At 69.8% G+C, this 18,656-nt stretch carries 17 protein-coding genes and 1 tRNA gene; 4 read left to right on the top strand and 14 right to left on the bottom strand.

Annotated features, from left to right (window positions below; genetic code table 11):
* Positions 1–22 precede the first annotated feature (22 nt).
* The 3 genes from ABZY31_RS04590 to ABZY31_RS04600 form a co-directional block, all read right to left on the bottom strand.
* A complete protein-coding gene (locus tag ABZY31_RS04590) occupies positions 23–946 on the bottom strand; it encodes a DMT family transporter (protein ID WP_356404743.1) in 924 nt (307 codons plus the stop codon).
* A 64-nt stretch (positions 947–1,010) separates the two neighbouring features.
* The gene (locus ABZY31_RS04595) at positions 1,011–1,643 is read right to left on the bottom strand and encodes a MarR family transcriptional regulator (protein ID WP_356404745.1); all 633 of its coding nucleotides are present in this window, start codon (positions 1,641–1,643) and stop codon (positions 1,011–1,013) included.
* A gap of 147 nt (positions 1,644–1,790) precedes the next feature.
* Positions 1,791–2,690 (bottom strand): SDR family NAD(P)-dependent oxidoreductase, encoded by a 900-nt coding sequence (locus tag ABZY31_RS04600; RefSeq protein ID WP_356404747.1) that lies wholly within the window; start codon positions 2,688–2,690, stop codon positions 1,791–1,793.
* A 105-nt stretch (positions 2,691–2,795) separates the two neighbouring features.
* Between ABZY31_RS04600 and ABZY31_RS04605 the strand changes: the two genes are divergently transcribed.
* Entirely contained in the window at positions 2,796–3,407 is a 612-nt protein-coding gene (locus ABZY31_RS04605; RefSeq protein ID WP_356404749.1) for an ABATE domain-containing protein, read from the top strand.
* A 211-nt stretch (positions 3,408–3,618) separates the two neighbouring features.
* Here the strand turns inward: ABZY31_RS04605 and ABZY31_RS04610 are convergent, their stop codons facing one another.
* Positions 3,619–4,509, bottom strand: a complete 891-nt coding sequence (locus ABZY31_RS04610) for a serine protease (RefSeq protein WP_356404750.1) — start codon at positions 4,507–4,509, stop codon at positions 3,619–3,621.
* A gap of 222 nt (positions 4,510–4,731) precedes the next feature.
* Positions 4,732–4,830: transfer RNA gene (locus tag ABZY31_RS04615), tRNA-Arg, on the bottom strand.
* A gap of 129 nt (positions 4,831–4,959) precedes the next feature.
* On the opposite strand from ABZY31_RS04615, the gene ABZY31_RS04620 reads away from it, so the two are divergent.
* Complete coding sequence (locus tag ABZY31_RS04620) at positions 4,960–5,628, top strand: hypothetical protein (RefSeq protein WP_356404752.1); 669 nt, start codon at positions 4,960–4,962, stop codon at positions 5,626–5,628.
* A 1,006-nt stretch (positions 5,629–6,634) separates the two neighbouring features.
* Here the strand turns inward: ABZY31_RS04620 and ABZY31_RS04625 are convergent.
* From ABZY31_RS04625 to ABZY31_RS04655, 7 genes are all read right to left on the bottom strand, one after another.
* Positions 6,635–8,602 (bottom strand): AAA family ATPase, encoded by a 1,968-nt coding sequence (locus ABZY31_RS04625; protein WP_356404754.1) that lies wholly within the window; start codon positions 8,600–8,602, stop codon positions 6,635–6,637.
* 129 nt (positions 8,603–8,731) lie between these two features.
* Complete coding sequence (locus ABZY31_RS04630) at positions 8,732–9,763, bottom strand: serine hydrolase domain-containing protein (RefSeq protein ID WP_356404756.1); 1,032 nt, start codon at positions 9,761–9,763, stop codon at positions 8,732–8,734.
* 87 nt (positions 9,764–9,850) lie between these two features.
* Positions 9,851–10,948: a glycosyltransferase family 4 protein gene (locus ABZY31_RS04635; protein ID WP_356404758.1), complete on the bottom strand. Its 1,098-nt coding sequence runs from the start codon at positions 10,946–10,948 to the stop codon at positions 9,851–9,853.
* On the bottom strand, positions 10,945–11,481 hold the full coding sequence (locus ABZY31_RS04640) for a deoxycytidine triphosphate deaminase (protein ID WP_356404760.1): 537 nt from the start codon (positions 11,479–11,481) through the stop codon (positions 10,945–10,947). The genes ABZY31_RS04635 and ABZY31_RS04640 overlap by 4 nt, the downstream gene beginning before the upstream one ends.
* Positions 11,478–12,014 (bottom strand): dCTP deaminase, encoded by a 537-nt coding sequence (gene dcd, locus ABZY31_RS04645; protein WP_356404762.1) that lies wholly within the window; start codon positions 12,012–12,014, stop codon positions 11,478–11,480. Before dcd ends, ABZY31_RS04640 begins: the two co-directional genes overlap by 4 nt.
* Positions 12,011–13,240, bottom strand: coding sequence for a metallophosphoesterase (locus ABZY31_RS04650; RefSeq protein ID WP_356404764.1), 1,230 nt, complete (start codon positions 13,238–13,240; stop codon positions 12,011–12,013). The genes dcd and ABZY31_RS04650 overlap by 4 nt, the downstream gene beginning before the upstream one ends.
* Entirely contained in the window at positions 13,237–14,517 is a 1,281-nt protein-coding gene (locus ABZY31_RS04655) for a UDP-N-acetylglucosamine 1-carboxyvinyltransferase (protein ID WP_356404871.1), read from the bottom strand. The genes ABZY31_RS04650 and ABZY31_RS04655 overlap by 4 nt, the downstream gene beginning before the upstream one ends.
* Positions 14,518–14,731: 214 nt before the next feature.
* On the opposite strand from ABZY31_RS04655, the gene ABZY31_RS04660 reads away from it, so the two are divergent.
* Positions 14,732–16,009, top strand: coding sequence for a helix-turn-helix transcriptional regulator (locus tag ABZY31_RS04660; protein ID WP_356404766.1), 1,278 nt, complete (start codon positions 14,732–14,734; stop codon positions 16,007–16,009).
* On the top strand, positions 16,006–16,560 hold the full coding sequence (locus ABZY31_RS04665) for a flavoprotein (RefSeq protein ID WP_356404768.1): 555 nt from the start codon (positions 16,006–16,008) through the stop codon (positions 16,558–16,560). Before ABZY31_RS04660 ends, ABZY31_RS04665 begins: the two co-directional genes overlap by 4 nt.
* Positions 16,561–16,608: 48 nt before the next feature.
* Here the strand turns inward: ABZY31_RS04665 and ABZY31_RS04670 are convergent, their stop codons facing one another.
* Together ABZY31_RS04670 and ABZY31_RS04675 are read right to left on the bottom strand one after the other, a co-directional pair.
* Complete coding sequence (locus ABZY31_RS04670) at positions 16,609–17,778, bottom strand: XRE family transcriptional regulator (protein WP_356404770.1); 1,170 nt, start codon at positions 17,776–17,778, stop codon at positions 16,609–16,611.
* Complete coding sequence (locus ABZY31_RS04675) at positions 17,765–18,559, bottom strand: hypothetical protein (protein WP_356404772.1); 795 nt, start codon at positions 18,557–18,559, stop codon at positions 17,765–17,767. The genes ABZY31_RS04670 and ABZY31_RS04675 overlap by 14 nt, the downstream gene beginning before the upstream one ends.
* Between the last annotated feature and the right edge of the window lie 97 nt (positions 18,560–18,656).

Here is an 18,656-nt window from a genome sequence, read left to right on the forward strand (position 1 = left end):
GACTCGGCATCGGCGACCGGTGTCAGGCCTCCGGCGGCGCCGGGCGAACCGGTCGGCGCGGCCGGGACCGGGACACGGCCACCCCGCTCAGGCAGACGGCGCCGCCGAGCAGGGTCACCCACCCGGGGACCTCGTCCAGCGCGATCCAGGAGATGAGGATCACCACGGCGGGCACCGCGTAGGTCGTCGCCCCCATCTTCCCGGCGGTGGTCCGCGACAGCGCGTACGCCCAGGTGGTGAAGGCGAGCGCGGTCGGGAAGAGCCCCAGGTACACCACGTTGAGGATGGCCGACGCCGGAGCGCGCGAGAGGTCGGAGAGCAGCTGCCCACTGAAGGGCAGGCAGGCGACCGTCCCCGTCAGGCAGCCGTACGTCGTCACCTGCATCGGGGTCGCGTGGCGCAGCGCGGGCTTCTGCAGCACCACCCCCGACGCGTACGCCACGGCGGCCAGCAGGCACAGGAGCAGGCCGAGCAGCGAGGACGAGCCGCCGCCGGAGGTCGAGAACCCGACGATGGCCGCGCCCGCGAAGGACACGGCCACCCCGGCCAGCAGCAGCGGCGGGAAGCCCTCCTTGAGGAACCAGCCGCCCAGCAGCGCGATCAGCACCGGGCCGATGTTGACGACCATCGCCGCGGTGCCGGCGTCCACCAGCTGCTCGCCCCAGTTCAGGACGACCATGTAGGCGCCGAACCAGAGGATCCCGGACCCCAGGATCCCGGGCCACGCCTGCCGTGGCGGAATCCCGCCGCGCCGCGCCAGCAACAGGAGCACCAGCACCACGGACCCCGCCAGCAGCCGCCCCAGGGCGAGCGCGCCGGGGGTGAAGTGCCCGGCGGACGCCCGGATCGATACGAACGCGGAAGCCCAGAGCAGCACGGTGGCGGCCGCGGCGAGCAGGGCCCGGCGGTCCGTCGCGGAGCGTTCCGGCGAGAGCGAGGTGGTCACCCCCGCAATGTAGGGACTGCGCGGATCCCGGAACAACAGGAATAACAGCGGGACCCGTGGCTTGTCACAACGGCCCGCCCGCAGCGTGCGGTCCCGCCGTCGCGGGCCGGGTCCGCCTGCCGCCCGACGCCGTCCTGATCTCTTCCGTGGCTTCCCGGAACGCGGGGGTCGCGCGGCTGAAGTAGTCGAAGATCAGGTCGCGTTGCTCCGGGGTATAGGCGGCGAGTACGTCGGCGACGCGGCGGCGGGCCGGCCCCACTGCGTGCTCGACGGCCGCGAGCGAGCCGGGCACGGCCTCCACGACCACCTTGCGGCGGTCGGCCGGGTCGGCGGTGCGCCGTACGTAGCCCGCGCGCTCCAGGCGGTCGATGAGGCGGGTGGTCGCCCCCGTCGTCAGGCCGGTTCCGGCCGCCAGTTCACCGGAGGTCAGCCCGCCGGTCAGGGTGATCCGGCTCAGGGCGTACCACTCGGAGGCGTGCAGTCCGGCCGCTTCGGCTGCCGCCATGCCGTGGAGCCCGACGGCGTCGACGTAGTCGCGGAAGACGTCCCGCCGGGCATCGCGCGCCGGGGCGCCGCCCGTACCGCCTGCGGAATCCGTGCCGCCGTTACCGCCTGCGGAATCCGAGCTTCCGGGGGCGGGGGTGCCGGGGGCGGCCGCTTCGGCGCCGGTCTGCTCGCCCTGTGGCGCATCCGCCATGGTCCGGTCCCCGTTCGTCGCCGTGCCGCTGCTGACGGGCCAAGGGTACGTACCCCCTGCGCGTCATCTGCGCGGGTGCAGGGACCGGGGCCGCCGCGTGGCGCGAGGTCCCGCTCGGGGCGGGCGCTCCGGCGGGCCGCCGCACGGTCACCCGTCGACGGCGTCCGCCACCTGCTGCCCGTGGTCCAGCTCCGCGAGGCGCGCCTCCAGCGCGGCGCGCATGACCGAGGCGCCGGAGGAGCCGAGGGCCAGGCGCAGCGGCGGGTTGGGGCTGTCGACCGCGCTCCGGATGCCCTCGGCGATCCGCGCCGCGGAGGAGAAGGCGGAGGGGGGCAGTTCACCGATGCCCTTCTGGACCTCGCGGACGGTCCCGTCGTAGTCGCCGAGGCCGGCCGCGACGTCGAGGTGGGACAGGAAGGGGGTCGCGGCCATCCCGGGCTGGACGAGCGTGACCTTGATGCCCAGCGGGGCGACTTCCGCCACCAGCGCGTCGGACAGCCCCTCGACCGCGTACTTGGTCGCCGCCAGCAGCCCCACGCCGGGGTGGGCGGACTGCCCGTAGACGGAGGAGCCCTGGAGGACGTGCCCGGACCGCTGGGCGCGGAGTACGGGCAGGGTGGCGCGGAGCACGTTCAGCACGCCGAAGACATTGGTGTCGAAGACGGCGCGGGCCTGTGCGTCGGAGGCCTCCTCGACGGCTCCGAACAGCCCGTATCCCGCGTTGTTGGCGACCACGTCGATGCGGCCGAAGCGTTCGAGGGTGCGCTGCACCGCCTGCTGGACGGCCTGCTCGTCCCGCACGTCCGTCGGTACGGCGAGCAGGCGGTCGTGGTGCGGGCCGTGGGGGCTGTGGGGGTCGGCCGCTCCATGTGGTTCGGCCAGTTCGGCCAGTTCGGCCAGGGAGGACGCGTCGCGGGCAATGGCCGCGACGGCGTCGCCGTTCGCCAGTGCCTGGAGCGTCAGTTCGCGGCCGATGCCGGACGTCGCGCCGGTGATCAGCCAGACGCGGGGACGGGGCTGGGTCTGCTGTGCTGTCGTCTCGTTCATGTTGCGACCGTAAGTGGTTAGCTCATAACGAGTCAAGCAAGTGGGCGCTATACGTTGCCCGTTAGAGGCTTTAGTGCCTCTCATTGCTGGGGTAGGGTGGGGACCATGAGCGGTGCGACGGCCGGACCTTCCAAACTCAGCCCCCGCGCGGTCACACCGGAGGTGGAGACCGTGCTCGCCTTCGTGAACACCCGCGCCGACGGCTCCGGCCGCGAGGAGTCGTTCGCGGACGGCGACGCGTTCGCGGCATGGCTCGCGCGCCACGACGCCTTCGGCGGCGCGACGGTGGCGACCGATGCCGACGCCGCGGCCGCGCGCGAGCTGCGCGACGCGCTGGTGACCGTCCTGCTCGCGCACGCGGGCGACGAGGGGGGCCGCGGCGAACCGCTGCGCCGCGCCGAACGGCACCTGCGGCGCGCGGGCGCGCTCTACCCGCTGGCGACGGTCATCACGGCCGACGGTGTCGAACTGGCGTCGCCCCAGACCGGGGTGCCGGGCGCGTTCGGGACCGTACTGGCCGCGGTGGCGGCCTTCGCCGGCAGCGGTGACTGGGGACGCGTCAAGGCGTGCCGGAATCCCCCCTGCCACTTCGGCTTCCTCGACCGCACGCGCAACGGGGGAGGGCTGTACTGCAGCCCCGGCTGCGGCTCCCAAGTGTCCATGCGCAGCTACCGCGAACGGCAGCGCCGGGCGACCGGGGCGCTCCCGGACGCGTAGGGGGCACAACGGGCCGCTCACCGCGGTGGCAGGCGCGCCGAGGGTGGCGGCCGCAGCGGTGCTGCTCGGCCTCTGGTTCGCCCTGCGGCCGGCCCGCGACCGGCGGGGCGCAGGCCGTGACGAGCGACGTCGCATGAGGAACGGCCCCCGTCCGCCGAGGGGCGTGGACGGGGGCCGTGCGCCCCAAGTGCCGTCGTAGGTAGGGGCGGGATCAGCCGTTGCGGCCCATCGTCTTGTGGATCCAGCCCGTGTAGGCGGGCGCACTGGTGTAGAGCCCCGGGCCCTCGCTGCACCGTACGCCCGGAGCACCGGGACCCGTGGTGACGCCGATCAGTTCCCAGCGTCCCTTGCGGTCGCGCTGGATCTGGGGACCGCCCGAGTCGCCGTTGCACGCCATGGCCTTGGGAACCCGGCTGATCGTGCACAGGCGGGTGGTGTCGGCATAGCCTGGCGCGCACTCGGAGACCGCGCCCCTGCGCGTGTCGAGTTCCTGGAGCCGCTCGGGGAAGACCCATCCGTCGGGGTTGGGTGCGTCGTCGGTGGTGCCGAAGCCCAGCAGCCGGGTCGGGGTGCCGGGGCGTCCCGGTTTGTCGGCGATGCGCAGGGGCTTCTCGGTGACGGGGCGGTCCAGGCGGACGAGTGCGAGGTCGTCGCGGTTGGGGCCGCTGCCCTCACCGTTCTTGTAGCCCGGGTGGGTCACCGTCTTGGCCACGTTGCGGACCGTGCCGCCGGACGACTTCCATGCGCTGCCTATCCGGACGGTGCCGTCCAGGGTGACGAGCGTCGGATCCACGCAGTGGGCGGCCGTGAGCACCCACTGCGAGCCGATCAGCGTTCCCCCGCAGACGCCCTTGAAGGTCGGGTCCTCCGCCCCCGCCACGGGGATCGACACCATGAAGGGGTAACTCTGCGTGGAGTCCTCCCCGTTGACGATGGCGTGCGCGCTTCCGCTCATCAGGGCGGCGCAGGCCGCTCCGGCGGTGACCACCGCGGCGGTGCGTGCCACCGTGCGACGCGAGGACTTCAAGCTGAACACTGGTTCTCCGATCGGTCGAGCATGTGCGACACGTCCAGCCTCGGCGAACAAGAGGAACGGATCCATCCGGTGAGTGGGCCCATCCGGATTCCGGCCAGCAGGCCCGTCCGGGGTGGGGAAAACCCCCGGGCCTCCCCGGACCGCGCCCACGGCGTCGCGCCGCCAGGCTGCCGGTGGGCGGCCATCCGCCACGCCCGATTCGCGCACTGAGCCGGGCGCAGGTCCGATGAGCGCTGCGCCTGTGGGAGGAAAGGAGAATGACCAGCGTTTCCACTGGTCAGACTGTGGTGGTGCCCCCGGCAGGACTCGAACCTGCGGCCAAGTGCTTAGAAGGCACCTGGCGTGTACTGGGACGATGCACCCCTGACCTGCACGAACGGCCACGGCCCCCGACCAGTCGCCGAACCCGTTCCGCCGTTTTCGGGAAACCCCCGTCGGCCCCACAACCTTCACCCGCACTGTCAGTGGGTGCGGCTAGCGTCCATCCCGCGTGGATTCGAGGGTGGGAGGGTGCTCGTGGGAGCCAAGACAGGCCTGCTGGCGTACGCGGACGGGGACATCTCGGCCGCGCTGCGCCAGGTGCCCGAAGCTGGTATCGCGGAGACGACCGAACTCGTCGGGCGGCTGTATCCGGGCTGGGTCATGGAGGTCGCGGAGGGCGAGATCCTGGGTGAGGGCACCTATCCCGCCGACGGACTCACCTACGCCGCGAGCTTCCCAGGCGTGGACATCGTCTGCGACCGGCGTCTGATGATCGACCGCCCGTCGCGGCTGCTGGAGCACCTGATCACGGCAAGTGCCGGACGCAGGATGGTCCTGCACGCGATGCACAGCGTGGTGGACTGGCTCGCCTTCGCGGTCTGGCAGGACGGCCGGCTCGTCCGCTCGCTGAGCCTGTCGCCTGACAGCGGAGTCATCGAGGACATAGGCGAGCCGTTCCCCTTCGAAGTGCCGTACTGGGCCGGTGGCCACCCGGTGGAGCTGGACCCGGACTGGGAGGACGAGGCACCGTACCCGCTGCCCTTCCACCCCCTCGAACTCGGCGAAGAAGCGCTCCGCGCATTCTTCGGCTTCATCCTGGAAGGCAGAGGGGCACCCACCGACATAGACTCGGACGAACTCCGGCTCCACGGCTTCCGTCTCACGGCTCCTGGCGCCACCATGCCGGTAATGTCCACTCACTGACCATAAGTCACTTCTTCGCCCTGCAGTGCAGCCAGGGTCCTCATTACGTTCCAGACCGGGCTCCATCCGCTGCCTTTGCCAACGGCTTCGCGTCGGCGCAGTGAGCCGGACTCGTTCGTTTCGCCCCAGTCAGCCGCGGCGTTCTCGGCCCAAATGAGCCAGGTCGCCCCATGGGCGTCAGGGTAGGCGGCGAAGTCGGATAGGACGGCGTCAGACGTGTCGCCCGTTGTCCGCGCCCCTCGGAAAGGGGTTGAAAGTCGTAGGAATTGCGTACTCCGAAGAGGCGCGCGAGTGCAGAGTAGGCATTGCCGTTGTTGGGTAGGAACAGGCCTATGGCGCCCGGCCAGCCCGCCCGCTCATCATCGTCGTCATCCCACAGCGTCCGCCACGGCTGGCACTCGATCATCCCGCTCACCTCGGTGGACATGCCCTGATTCTGCTGGGAGGACTTGGGCCGTGTCGTGTCAGATGCCGAGGCGGCCTTCCCACCAGGGCAGGGCGGGCGGTGCAAAAGGACTGTTGACCGTGGTGGCCATAGCTTGTGTGTCGTGCTCGGTGACGGCCAAGAGCAGTTCTCGCCTGGCCTGCTTTCGCATGGTGGCCAGTGCGTGCTCGGTGGGCGTCCGGGGGTGGCAGTCACCGTGCCGCCAGTCCGAGGTCGCGTCGCCGCAGCAGGTATCCAGGATGCGGATACCTCTTCGCGGTAGGCGTCTGGACCGGCCCCAGATGAGGACCGCGTGCGCGCCATCGCCTCGGTGAAGGCCGTGACGAGGTTCGAAGTGCGCGATCCGCTGGTTGGCTAAACGGGAGAGCACCGGATGACAGTGCGGGTGCCATGGTTACGGCGGGGCAGTTGAGCGCGGATCTCGCCCGGGGACCGGGGAGCCATGAGGACTTCCTGAATGTCGTTTGCTGAGTGGGGTGAGGGTAGATCAGCGCTCAGCAGCTGCAAAGAGGCCACTCAGCTTACGTCGGCCCGGCGGAGGGCAACCTCCGCCGGGTGCAATCACCGTTGTCCGGTCAGCGCCCGCACGTTCTCCAGCAAGGCATGAAGCACGAACGGCGGGTTCGTTACTGCGGTGCGAGTGGCCTCCAGGTACGTCGCCGCATTCTTGCCCTCGACGCCTTCGCCCCCGTCGATCAGCTCCTGCCTGCGCACATCCCAGGCCGGCCAGTGATCGGCGAGGTAGCTCTCCAAATTGTTCTCGAAGACGGTGTACTGGGCGGTGGACTTGTTCGTGGGCTGAGGAGTGGGCGATGCGCCCAGGTACCGGAGAAGGTCCGCGTTCTTCTTCCGGGTCTGCTGTGCTTCGCGCTCGAACTTCAACTCCTGCTGGCGCCGCTGGTCCGGAATTAGATGCTGCACCGACTGCCGCTTGTCGTCTTCCTTGCGGGCGTCACCGTCGAAGACGACGTGGCAAGGCACCCCCAAGGAGCTGAAGATCGCATGGGAGATCATCAGGTTGTCCTTCCCGTTGACCTCGATAACGCAAATACCCTCGGCGCCGAAGCTGACGCCCACGCGCTCCGCGCAGCCGACAAGCACGCCCTCGTCCCCCGTACCCTCGACCAGCACCACCGCGTGGGCGAAGAACCCCTCCGCGAACGAGCTGGTCAGCTTGCCGACCGTGCGCCGTCTGATCGCGTCGGCGCTGACCAGCCCATCGAGGACTTGGCATAGGTCGTCCTCGGTTGCTTGCCAGACCTGGGTGACGGGATGCTCCTGATCAGCGGCACGGCATAGGCGGCGGATCTGGTGGTAGCCGCTCGGGTCGATGAAGACGGGACTGTGCGTGGCGTACATGACCTGGGTGCGCCCCTCCGGGGAGGTGGCGATCAGCTCGCGCAGCACCTTCGCGAAGGTTCTCGCCTGCGGGGGGTGCTGGAACAGCTCGGGTTCCTCGATTGCCAGACACAGGGTCCGCGTGCCGTCCTCGGGACGCCTGCGATCCGCCAGGTACTTCAGAGCGGCGATGATGAGCGCTCGCTGGAAGCCGTGTCCTTGCCGGTATACAGAAGTTTCGGCGGCGCCGTCCCGGATGCTTACGAGGAACGCGGTCCGGGCTGGCTTCGGAGCCTGCGCCGTGGGGGTCACTACCACCTGGCGTCCGGCCGTGAACTTGGCGACCTCCGAGGAGAGCGCGGCGGAAATGTCATCGAGCAGGGGGCCGTACACCTTGGAGTGGATCTCTTGACGCGCCTGGTGTGCATTCTCCTCGACATGACCGAGCTGCTCGTTCGCCTCGGTTCGGTCCACAGCGTGGTCGAGGATGCGGCCGAGCGCCGTTGCTCTCTGGTCGTCTGTCTCCTCGTACGCTCGCAAGTCAGCGGAGACGAATACGAAGTCGATCAACTGGGCCAAGACACTCTGGCCCGCGAAGCCGAAGAAGTGCGTGTCCTCGACCTCGGAGTCGGTGAGCCGTTCGCGGTGCGCGAGCTCCCAGTTTCGCATCACCTCCTCCGCTGCAGGCGCGCTGCCGACGCTGGAGAGGCCCAGGCTTGGGTGGCTCTCCATGAGCTCCCTGTACGCAGCCCGCAGCGGACCGGCCTTCTGGTGCCGGCGTACCTCCTCGAACGGGGCATAGGCGAGTGCCTTGCCCGTAATCTTGTCCTCGCCGTCCTGCCAGGTCCGCCAGATACTCACGCTCTCGAAGCCGTCCGGCGCGTACCGTCCGAGGACCTTGCGGTCGTGGCCGGTGAGCCCGTCGAACTCGACCTCCACGGAGATGCGGCCGCCCTCGGCTGCAGAGTGGACGTCATCGATGCTGAGGGCGAGGGACTTTTCGCCGTTGAAGAACCAGTCGAGGGCGCGCAGCACAGTGGACTTGCCGACACCGGTCGGGCCGATGAAGGAGGTTGTCTCCTCGAAGGAGACGTCCACTTTGTGCAGACAGCAAAAGTTCTCGATGCGTACTCGCTTGATCTTCACGGTCGTCCTGAAAGCGCGGTTCGGAAGGGGGGTGCTGATCCCCATGTGACGATCACGATGCTAGCCCCTGAGTTGATTGCTCATCAGGACTTTTAGCAGTAGACAGTTTCAGTCGCAGATGAAGCAGAACGCTCGAAAAATGGCAGCCACGCTGCTCCACCAGGCCGTGTGCAGCTACGAGAACAGGGCGGCGCGGTAAGTGTTGCGGATATCGGTCAACGGCTCCCGGTCGCGGGCGAAGCGGAGCTTGTTGGTGAGGAGGACGGCCCAGCGGCCTTGGGCCGGGCTGATCCACATGCCGGTGCCGGTGAAGCCGTAGTGGACCCAGATGTCGTCGGCTGGGTCGGTGCCGGGGGCGGGGTGCCAGAAGAGGCCGCGGGCGGGGGTGAGGTCGCCGGTGTGGAGGCGGAGGGAGTCCTTGATCCAGGTGGGGCCGAAGGCGGCCTGGGTGGGGGCGAGCATGTGGCGCAGGAAGAGCGCGAGGTCGTCGAGGACGGAAAAGGTGCCGGCGATGCCGCAGACGCCGCCGAGGAGACGGGCGGAGAAGTCGTGGGCGGTGCCCTTGAGGTGGGCGCCGGTGGTGTCGTCGTACTCGGTGGGGGCGCAGCGGGCCGCCTCGGCATCGGGGAGGGGGCCGAAGCGGGTCTCGGTCATGCCTAGTGGGCGCCAGATCCGGTCGGTGGCGAGCTGGTCCAGAGGCTGGCCCGCGAGGTGCTCGGCGAGATAGCCGAGGATGAGGGCGGCTCGGTCGGTGTACTCGACGGCTTCGCCGGGCTGGCGGTGGAGGGCCTCGTGGAGGACCCCGTCGCGGATGTCCTGGGGGTCGGTGCCGTAGAGGTTCTTGAGGTTGGCACGCAGGGGCAGCCCGGCGGTGTGGGTGAGCAGGTGATGGGTCGTGGCCTCGGCCAGGGGGTGACCCGAGACTTCGTCCCAGAAGGCGCCCAGGGGAGCGTGGAGCTGGAGTTTCCCCTCTTCCGCGAGAGTGCCGATCGTGGACCAGACGGCAAGGATCTTGGTGAGGCTGGCCACGTCGAAGACGGTGTCCAGCCGCATCGGCTCGTCCGGCTGGGTGGGGTCGAGGAGGCCGACGGCTCCGCTGGCCTGGATGCCGTCGGCGTCCCCGACCGCCCACACCGCGCCGGGGTAGACCTCGTCGCGCACTCCGGTCTGCAGGAGGGCTTCGATCCGGTCGCTGGTGTGGGTCATGGTCTCCCGATCGTCGTGGGTCGCGGGTGGTCCACTGGCCAGGTTAGTGACGCGGCCAGGGCAGCGCCCGCTGCGCCACAGGCGGGGTCAGGCGAGCCGTCGGCCGAGGTCGGAGATGGCTGCGACGGTGGTGCTGAGGGGGAAGCGGGCGGCGTTGGTGCGGCCGGATGCCCGGAGCATCTCCAGCAGGCCGGGGGTGGTGCGCAGGCGGTGGAGATCGTGGGCTGCGGTCGTGGCGTTGGTGAAGTCGGTTGCCAGGCCGCTACCGGAGAGGGCTTCGCTGAGTCCGGGGACGGGTTGGTAGAGGACAGGGAGTCCGCAAGCCTGAGCTTCGAGCGCGACGAGCCCCATGGCCTCCAGGGTGGTGGAGGGCACGGCAAGGACGTCGTGGTCGGCGAAGACCTTCCAGAGCTGTTGCCGGCGGAACCAGCCGAGGTAGCGGACGTGGACACCATGCTGGCGGATGACCGGCGTGAGGTCGTGGAACTGGGCGCGCGGGGCGGCGATGCTCAGCTCGACCGAGGGGGTGGCCGAGATGGCTTGCAGGAGGGGTTCGAGCCCCTTCTCGGAGCTGAGGCGCCCGGCGAAGAGCACTCGCAGATGGCTGGCGGGGCGCCGCGCGGGGCGGGGCGGTGGGCTGGTCAGGAGGTGGTCGGGGATGCCCCAAGGGATCTTCTCGATCTTGCGCCTGTCCGTCTTGGGAGTGAGCTTGAGCAGGCGGTCGGCCATTGCACCGGTGGGGACGACGATCGCGTCGGCCTCGGAGGCGGCCTCGCGCAGGACGCGTAGCTGGGTGCTGTGGTTCTCGGCGTACAGCAGGTCGGTTCCGTGGACGAATGCGATCCGCGGGTGGGCGGGCAGCGCCCGCAGGAGAGCGGGCGTGGCGCCGAAGGCGAGGTGGTGCAGGTGCAGGATGCCGATCTGACGCGGGTCGATGGCGGTCGTCATGGCGTGGCGCAGGTTCGTGATGTAGCGGCTGAAGGCGGGGCCGCTGATGGACTTGCCAGGAGCGTGGAGGAGGTCGAGACCGGCGGGCGTGCGGGGGCGGGGACCGTCGGGAGCGAGCATGAAGGCGCGGGCGGGGATGGCGGGTTGTGCGCCGGTGTAGAGGTCGAGGAAGAGTTCGACGCTGCCGCCAGGGCTGGGGAACGGCAGGTCGAGAGCGGTGGCGACGAGGGCGTTCATCGGCGGCCTCCGGGGTTCTCCTCGTAGAGGCGCGACGTCTCGATGCCTGCGCTGGAGCGGTACTTGAGGCCGTGTTGCTGGTAGCTGGCTGGGGAGCCGTGGGTGCGGAGGAAAACGAGCTTGCCGAAGGTCATGCCGGGCTGGACGCGTACGGGCCGGGTGGCTCGGATTTCCAGGGTCCAGCGGATCGCGTGGCCCTGGTGCCCGAGCGGCGCCGATACGTGGACCCAGATGCCGAGGGATCCGGTGGTCCGGTCGCCGTTGAGGAGCTGGGCATAGGTCTCGGAGCCTGTGCGCTCCAGGGTGTGGCCGAGGTAGAGGTGGCCAGGCTCCAGGACGTATCCGTCGTCGGGGAGGGCGAGCTCGCGGAAGGCGGTGGGAGCGGCGGCGTCGAGGTCCCCCTCGCAGACGCGGAGGGTGCTTCCCAGTCGCCAGTCGTACGCGTTGGGGGACAGGCGGTCCGGGTCGTACGGGTCGATGGTGATGCGGCCCGCCTCGCGCGCGGCGGCGATGGCCGGTCCGGTGAGGATCACGAGGTCACCGCCGTGCCGTCGAGGTCGCGCCAGTACGCGGAAGGCTGGGGACCGGAGGCCGCCTGGTACTTGCCCGCGTACAGGTCCACCGCGCCTTCGGAGACGAAGAACATGATCTGCCCGATCTTCATCCCGGCGTAGACACGGACGGGGCGGGTCGGGGTGAGCATCAGCGTCCACTGCCCGTGGAACCCGATGTCCCCGATCGGTGCGGTGATCTCGACGAAGAGGCCGAGGCGGCCCACGGAGGAACGGCCGAACAGCAGCGGGACGAAGCAGTCGGAGCCCACCTCCTCCTGGGTGTGCCCCAGGTACAGCTCGCCGGGCTGCAGCGTGTACCCGTCGTCACCGATTTGGATGCGGCGCGTGGGGTTGGGGCGATGGGAGTCCAGGACCTCCTCCGCGTAGGTGAGCAGGACCGGTCCGAGGCGGACGTTGTAGCTGTTCGGGTTGACCTGGGAGGGCAGGAACGGATCGATGCGCAACCGCCCGTCCTGTGACGCGGAGGTGATCTCGGGGCCCGTCAGGATCATTGGTCGTCTCCGTTCGTCAGGGTGCTCCGGATCGCCGAGCCGAGACCGAGGCCGGCGGGGTGGGTGCGGCCGTCGAGGCAGCTGTCGGCCAGGTAGTCGGTGGTGAGCATGCTTGTCAGCCCGGCCGGAAGGGGGTCGGGAGAGGTGACGAGCGGGCCGACTCGTTCGGTGAGGTGGGCGATGAGGGCCCCAGGGTCGTGGCGGTGGGCCGGCGCGACGCGGGCCTCGACCAGGGTGTTCGCGAACGGCTCGATGGCCAGCAGGTCGCCCGTGGTCATGACCTCGCCGAGCAGTGTCGTGCGAACGGTGGTCTCGTTCAGGACGACCGCCTCCCTGCTCAGTCCGCTGCGGAGCCGGTCGGCGACGTCTTGGAGGAGGGCCCGGCGGTCGAGCTGGTGGTTCCGGTAGGGCTTCGCGATCCGTCCGATGGGTTCTGCCAGCTGGGCCTCGACCGTGGCCATTCGGTCCCGCAAGGAGGCCAGCTCGAGCGGCAGGTCCGGTGCTACGGCCTCGACGGAGTCCGGGAACAGAGCCGTACGTCCGACCCAGCCGACGGGACTGGGCGCCGCGATGGCGTAGCCGACGGCGAGCTCACGGCCCTTGAGGACGACGGTGTTGCCGACGCGGGCAGGGCCCGTGTGCCGGCTGTGGCAGTGGCCCGCGAAGATCACGTCCAGGAAGGGGCAGGCTTCGGCGAGCTTGAGGTCTTCCTCGAATCCGGAGTGACTGAGGAGCACCCAGGAGTCGACCTCGTGGTGGTGCGCGAGCATCAGTTCGCGCAGCGCTTGCACCGGGTCGGTCGCCCGGTGCCCGGACCGCTGGTCGACGGGGATCGAGTCGAACGCCTGGAGACCGATCACACCGGTGACGGCCGTACGCCGACCTGCGACCTCCACGATGCGCAGGTGCCGGAAGAGGGAGTTGCCGCTCGCAGTGTCGACCGTGTTCGCGCACACGGTCCGGCACTGGAGCACCGGCTCGAAGTAGTGTGGCCAGCCGTGGTTCCCCGGCGCGATGACGTCGTACAGGCCGAGCAAGATCTCCCGTTCCAGGGCACCCTGGCCAAGCCGGTAGTAGCCGGTGCCCTCGAAGAAATCACCGCAGTCGACCAGGAGATTGTCCGCTTGCGACTGGTGAAGGTGGCCGAGCAGCAGGTCGCCCGCGCCGAGGGCGGAGTGGACGTCGGTGGTGGCCATGATCTGGCGCACCGAACGGCTCGCGGTCATGGGGTGACCTCGCAGATGTCGGCGCCGAGGTGGAGGAGCTTGCCGGGCAGGTCGGCGTGGCCTCGGCGGAGCTGGTCGACGCCGCCGAGGGTGGTGATCCCGCGGGCGGTCAGAGCGGCGACCATCAGGGCGGATCCGGTGCGGATGTCCGTGGCCTCGACACCGGCCCCGGTCAGGCGCTGCGGCCCGGTCAGCCGGCACTCGGTGGGCGAGATCTCCTCGATCTCGGCGCCGAGCCTGGCCAGCTGAGGAAGCAGGTTGCCGTGTCGGCCGGGGTTGATCGAGTCGGCGAACAGGTGCGTGCCGGGCTGGCTCAGGGCGAGGGCCATCAGCGGGGGCTCGAAGTCCGCGTCCAGGCCGCCCGGCGACAGAGTGGCGATGGCCCGCAAGGGCTGACCTGTCGGCCGGGCGTTTCCGCCGTCAACGAGGAGAGCCTCCCCTCGGACCGATGTGGGGATGCCCAGACGCTGGAGGGCAGCCTGCAACGGCACGAGGTCGCGCCCGCGGATGCCCTCGATCCGCGCGTTGCCCCCGGTGGCGGCCACGGCACAGGCCAGGGTCCCTGCCTCGATCTTGTCGCCCGGCACGCGCCAGGTGGGGATCTCGGCGGGGACCATCGCCATCCTGAGGTCGAGGACCTGCTCACTGACCCGGGCCTCCCAACCCGCCGAACCCAGGGCGTCCAACACAGCGAGGACTTCCGGCGACAGGTTCGGCAGACCCAGGCGCAAGGCCCGGCCGGCGACGACCGCACGGAGAACGGCGGCGATCGTCGCGCCGCGCGACCGGAAGGGCAGCGCGAGGGAGACCACGCCGGTGCACCGTTCCCCCGCCTCGACGATGTAACCGGCGTCCTGGACGGTCACCCGGTCACCGAACGCCTCGTACACCTTGAAGTGCAGCTCCATCCCGCGCTCCCCGATCCGGCAGCCACCGGGCCAGGGCAGCCGGGCGCTGCCCTGTAGGGCGAGGAGGGCGGGCACCAGGTAGTAGGAGGCCCGGATGCCCGCGGCACGACCCAGATCGGGAGCCGTGGGTGCGGTCTCCGGTGTCATGACCAGGAGGCTGCCCTGCTGTCCGACGGCCTGGGCGACATGCCAGCCGGCCCCTTGGAGCAGTGCCAGCATGGACTGGACGTCCGCGCTGGCCGGGACGTTGTCCAGCTGGACCGTCCGTCGCACGGTCGCCGCGGCGGCCAGCATGGGCAGGGCGGCATTCTTGGAACCGTCGACGGTGACGGAGCCGGACAGAGGGCTCCCAGGGCGTACGGCGATCACCTCGGGGTTCGATGCAGAGGCTTGGGTGAGTGCCACGATCAACTCCTCCTGGAGGGGTGCGGTTCCACCAGGCAACCGGTTCGGAGACGGGCACCGCGATGTCCTGTGCGGGCGCTGCATCGCTTATGCACGTTGTGCATGGCGGGCAAGTTCCCTGCCGTTAGGCTCGGTTGAGCAGGCAGGATCGGTCTCGGCAGAAGGGGCCGTGGCGCAGATGGCCGACACACAGGGCGAGGCACACCGAATCGGTGAGCTGCTCCGCCAAGCGCGCGTCTTACGGGGCCGCTCACAAGCGGACGTGGCCGCCGATCTCGGATACCACCAGTCGAAGATCAGCCGCCTGGAGGGCGGGCGCGGAACCGAGGACATCCGAGTCCTCCGTGAAGTCGCCCGCGTCCTGCGGATCCCGCCGGCCCACCTCGGGCTGGCGGAGACCGCCCTGGAAGCCGAGCCCGACGATCCGGAGACCGAGGACATGCTGCGCCGCCGTACCCTGCTTGCCGCCAGTGTCACCATGCTCGCTACCCCCGCACCTATGGCGGCGGCGCATCCGGCCCTGGTCCAGGCTCTGCTTCCCGGCGCACTGCCGGCTTCGACGGCCGAGTCGCCCTCCGCGGAACAGCTTCGGCAGCGAGCCATGAACGTGCGGCGGCTGCTGACCACATGCGACTACGCGGAGCTCGAGCGAACGCTTCCCGGCCTGATCACGGATCTGCGCCAAGCGGCCCGCAGCTCTCGGCAGCCGGAGGAGGTGTCCCGCTTCCTGGCCACTGCCTACCAGACCTCGGCCAGCCTCTTCCTCAAGCGGGGAGACGCGGGTACGGCGTGGCTCGCCGTCGGCCGGGCGATGGCCGAGGCGGAGCGCTTCGGGGACCCGCTCGTCCTCGCCGCCAGTGTTCGGCTCCAGGCACACGTCCTGGTGCGTGAGCAGCACGCTCGCCAGGCGGTCACGCTGATCCAGCACACCGCTTCCCAGCTCACCGGGTCGTACGACCGCCGCTCTCCGCACCATCTCGCCGTCCTCGGCCTGCTCCTGCTTCGCGGAGTCACAGCCGCGAGCCGCGCCGGCGACCGAGCCGCGACCAGCGAGTTCGTCGCCGAAGCGAAAGAGGTCGCGCAATACGTCGCTCTGGACCAGCCGGACGTGTGGGCCAACTTCAGCCCGACCAACGTCACGCTGCACCAGATCAGCGCCGCCGTGTCCTTCGGTGACGCAGGCATCGCCCTCGACGCGGCCCGCCCGCTCATGCGCCGCCACATCCCGGTACCCGAGCGCCGAGCCGCCCTCTGGATCGAGACCGCCCGGGCCTACGCCCAGCAGGGTCGTCTCGCCGACGGCTATCAGGCCCTGCGGATCGCCGAGACCTGCGCCGCCCAGGACGTGCGCCGTCCCGCCGTCCGCGAACTCGTCGCCGACATGGCCGCCCGGGACCGCCGTCGTACGCTGCCAGAGCTCCACCACTTCAGCCGCCGACTGGGAGTACCCGCGTGACCGACCCGCAGCGCAAGCCCTTCCTGTACGTCGTCGTGTGCGCGGCCGGGGTGGCTGACGATGTCGGCAGACTGATCAGTGCCGCGCAGGAGCGGGGCTGGGACGTGGGTGTGGTCGCCACACCTCAGGGGCTCGGCTTCGTGGACGCCGCGGCTGTCGAGGCCCAGACCGGGTACCCGATCCGCTCGGCGTGGCGCTCACCCGGCGAGGCGCGGGCCTTCCCGCCAGCCGACGCCATCGCCGTCGCACCGGCCACCTTCAACACGGTCAACAAGTGGGCGGCCGGTTTCGCGGACAACCTCGCCCTCGGGATCCTGTGTGAGGCCACCGGCATGGGAGTCCCGACCGTGGTCCTTCCGTACGTGAACAGCGCCCTCGCTGCCCACCGGGCGTACCAGAGAAGCCTGGCCGAGCTCCGCGAGATGGGCGTCCTGGTCAGCAGCTACCAGCCCCACCCTCCCAAGTCCGGCGGAGGCGCCGACCGCTTCCCCTGGCTGGAGGCGCTCGAACTCCTGGCCCCAGCAATCCGAACTGAGGCCGACCGTCTTTGAAGCGCGGCGCAGTTGCGGAACACCGTGCCGATGCTCTGAGGCTTCGCGCTACTGAACGAGGTGGAGCACGGGCCGTTGCTCCTGGACGCCGAGCAGATCTCGAACCCGCTTGTTCGTCCAGGCCAGTTCATGCGCCAGCTCGGACACCGAGAGATTCGTTTCCTTCGACGCCAGGTCGAAGGCCTGACCGAGCAGCGAGGGCTGCTCACCGGAGAAGTTCGAGACCGATTCCGGCGTGAAGCCGGGCTGGCCATCTAGCGCGCGCAGGCGCTGGTACGTCCTGCTGGCGGTGGCGTCGGAAATCAGTCCCAGCTCACGGCATCGGTAGACGAGCGACTGGAGGGAGACCCCCCAGACACCTCGCAGCTCAGCCAGCCGAGCGATATCCATCCGCCTGGGCAACAGGGGCAGGATGCTGGAGTGGGGCGTCAGGAACTCGGCCGCGAAGGCATCGGCCTCCTTCTCCTGGCGGCTGTCACCGGTGGCGTCGCCGTGAAGGACGAGGTGGCCCAATTCGTGGGCGGCGGTGAACCGGTGGCGGTAGATGTCGTCCGCCCGGTTGGCGGTCAGAACGACGAGCGGCCGCGCGGCCCGGGTAGAGAACGCGTCCACGCTCGCAGCGGAAGGGTCACTGGCAGGCGGCATCACCACCACGATGCCGTGCGACTCCATCCGCCTCACCAGGTGCGTGACAGGGCCGTCGCCGAGACCCCAGCGTTTGCGGAGTTCGCGGGCGGCGGACGCGGGATCGGTGGACAGCTCCTCGCCGGGGTGGACCTCCCCGCCGGCGAAGCCGGGCAGATCCACGAGGGGCAACTGGATCCGCTGTTCCAGCGCGTAGGTGAGCTCCCAGACCTGCTCGGCGAAGGCAAGAGCCCGCTCTCGCTGGGACTTCGGTGTGCTGCGCAGGCTTCGGAAGTGCGCCATGGAGGCGTCGAGCCGGTTGGCCGGCCTTCCCAGCAGGAAGAACGTCACCGGAACCCCGAGGATCTCCGCGAGACGGGGAATCAGGTCAGGCCGTGGCTTGGAGACCCCCGTCTCGTACTGACCCACCGCGGCAGGCGTCACTCCGAGCTGCGTCGCCACGTCCTTCTTCGTCATCTCCGCCAACCGGCGGGCTTGAGTCAGCCGGGTGGGATCGAAGCCGTCGGAGATGGCACGCGGCGTGGCGCCTCGTTCTTCCGTACCGGGAATCAGGTCTTGCTTAGTGAGTCGCATCGTCTTCGCTGGTCTGGTCCTCGACGGGTTCTGCCTCGGTCTGAGCGGGCAGGTGCAGGGCCCGATCCGAGGCGGTACGAGAGGACAGCGTAAGGGTGGGTTCGGTTCCGTCGGCGAAGCTGGTGTGCGCCGTGATCTGGCCCGGGATGATGATCGGCCGCGACGTGTACGAGGTGACCGCCTGTGGCAGGTGGAGCGCCTCGGGGTCGGTGGTCCACTCCAGCTGCCGGTTGACCCCGAGAGCGGCGATGCCCCAGTACGCCTCTAGCAGTTCGGAGGCGTTGCAGGCGAAGGGCACCAGGATCAGCTGGGTGTCCGGCGGGATCGTGGCCAGGGCGCCACGCGGTTCAGCGACGGTGACGGCCGCCCCGAAGTCGAGGTCGAACGGGTCTTGGGTGTGCTTCGGCGTCGGCGCGAAGGTGAAGAGTTCCTTCACCAGTCGCGTCTCGTTGGGGATGTGCGCGCTGCGTACGTCGGACTTGGTCTTGGCGTACCGGAACGGGTAGAGCAGTCCGTTGCCGATGAGCATCAGCTCGTAGGGGAACCCGAAGGGCTGGACCGCACGGGCGCCCGGCAGATCCTTGAGCTCGTCCTGGAGCCGCTCGTACTGGTTCTCGTACCGGCTGGTGCCGTAGGCGCGAGTGGTGCGGGCTGCGCCTTGTTCCTGTGCGGCCTGTGCGTTGGCCTGCATGTTGCGAAGGCCCTGTCCGACGCCGAGGCGTACAGCTGCGGCCTGATCGCCGAACACGTTGGTCGCCCACTGCGACGGAGGCACACTCATGCGGACGACTCCTAGGGTCGGACTACGCATCGAAGCATTCCAGTGCGGTCTTGACTTTAGTTGATGTCGAAGTTTTTGCACAACTGCTTCTGTGTTC

Source organism: Streptomyces sp. NPDC006529 (genome assembly GCF_040611795.1).
GTDB lineage: Bacteria > Actinomycetota > Actinomycetes > Streptomycetales > Streptomycetaceae > Streptomyces.

Bases quoted from the DNA above. Each gene is read 5' to 3' on its own strand.
- ABZY31_RS04650 (WP_356404764.1), bottom strand. From the start codon at position 13,240: ATGACCGCGAGCCGTTCGGTGCGCCAGATCATGGCCACCACCGACGTC.
- ABZY31_RS04600 (WP_356404747.1), bottom strand. From the start codon at position 2,690: ATGAACGAGACGACAGCACAGCAGACCCAGCCCCGTCCCCGCGTCTGG.
- ABZY31_RS04630 (WP_356404756.1), bottom strand. From the start codon at position 9,763: ATGACCCACACCAGCGACCGGATCGAAGCCCTCCTGCAGACCGGAGTG.
- ABZY31_RS04605 (WP_356404749.1), top strand. From the start codon at position 2,796: ATGAGCGGTGCGACGGCCGGACCTTCCAAACTCAGCCCCCGCGCGGTC.
- ABZY31_RS04610 (WP_356404750.1), bottom strand. From the start codon at position 4,509: ATGGATCCGTTCCTCTTGTTCGCCGAGGCTGGACGTGTCGCACATGCT.
- ABZY31_RS04595 (WP_356404745.1), bottom strand. From the start codon at position 1,643: ATGGCGGATGCGCCACAGGGCGAGCAGACCGGCGCCGAAGCGGCCGCC.
- ABZY31_RS04635 (WP_356404758.1), bottom strand. From the start codon at position 10,948: ATGAACGCCCTCGTCGCCACCGCTCTCGACCTGCCGTTCCCCAGCCCT.
- ABZY31_RS04625 (WP_356404754.1), bottom strand. From the start codon at position 8,602: ATGGGGATCAGCACCCCCCTTCCGAACCGCGCTTTCAGGACGACCGTG.
- ABZY31_RS04675 (WP_356404772.1), bottom strand. From the start codon at position 18,559: ATGAGTGTGCCTCCGTCGCAGTGGGCGACCAACGTGTTCGGCGATCAG.
- dcd (WP_356404762.1), bottom strand. From the start codon at position 12,014: ATGATCCTGACGGGCCCCGAGATCACCTCCGCGTCACAGGACGGGCGG.
- ABZY31_RS04670 (WP_356404770.1), bottom strand. From the start codon at position 17,778: ATGCGACTCACTAAGCAAGACCTGATTCCCGGTACGGAAGAACGAGGC.
- ABZY31_RS04660 (WP_356404766.1), top strand. From the start codon at position 14,732: ATGGCCGACACACAGGGCGAGGCACACCGAATCGGTGAGCTGCTCCGC.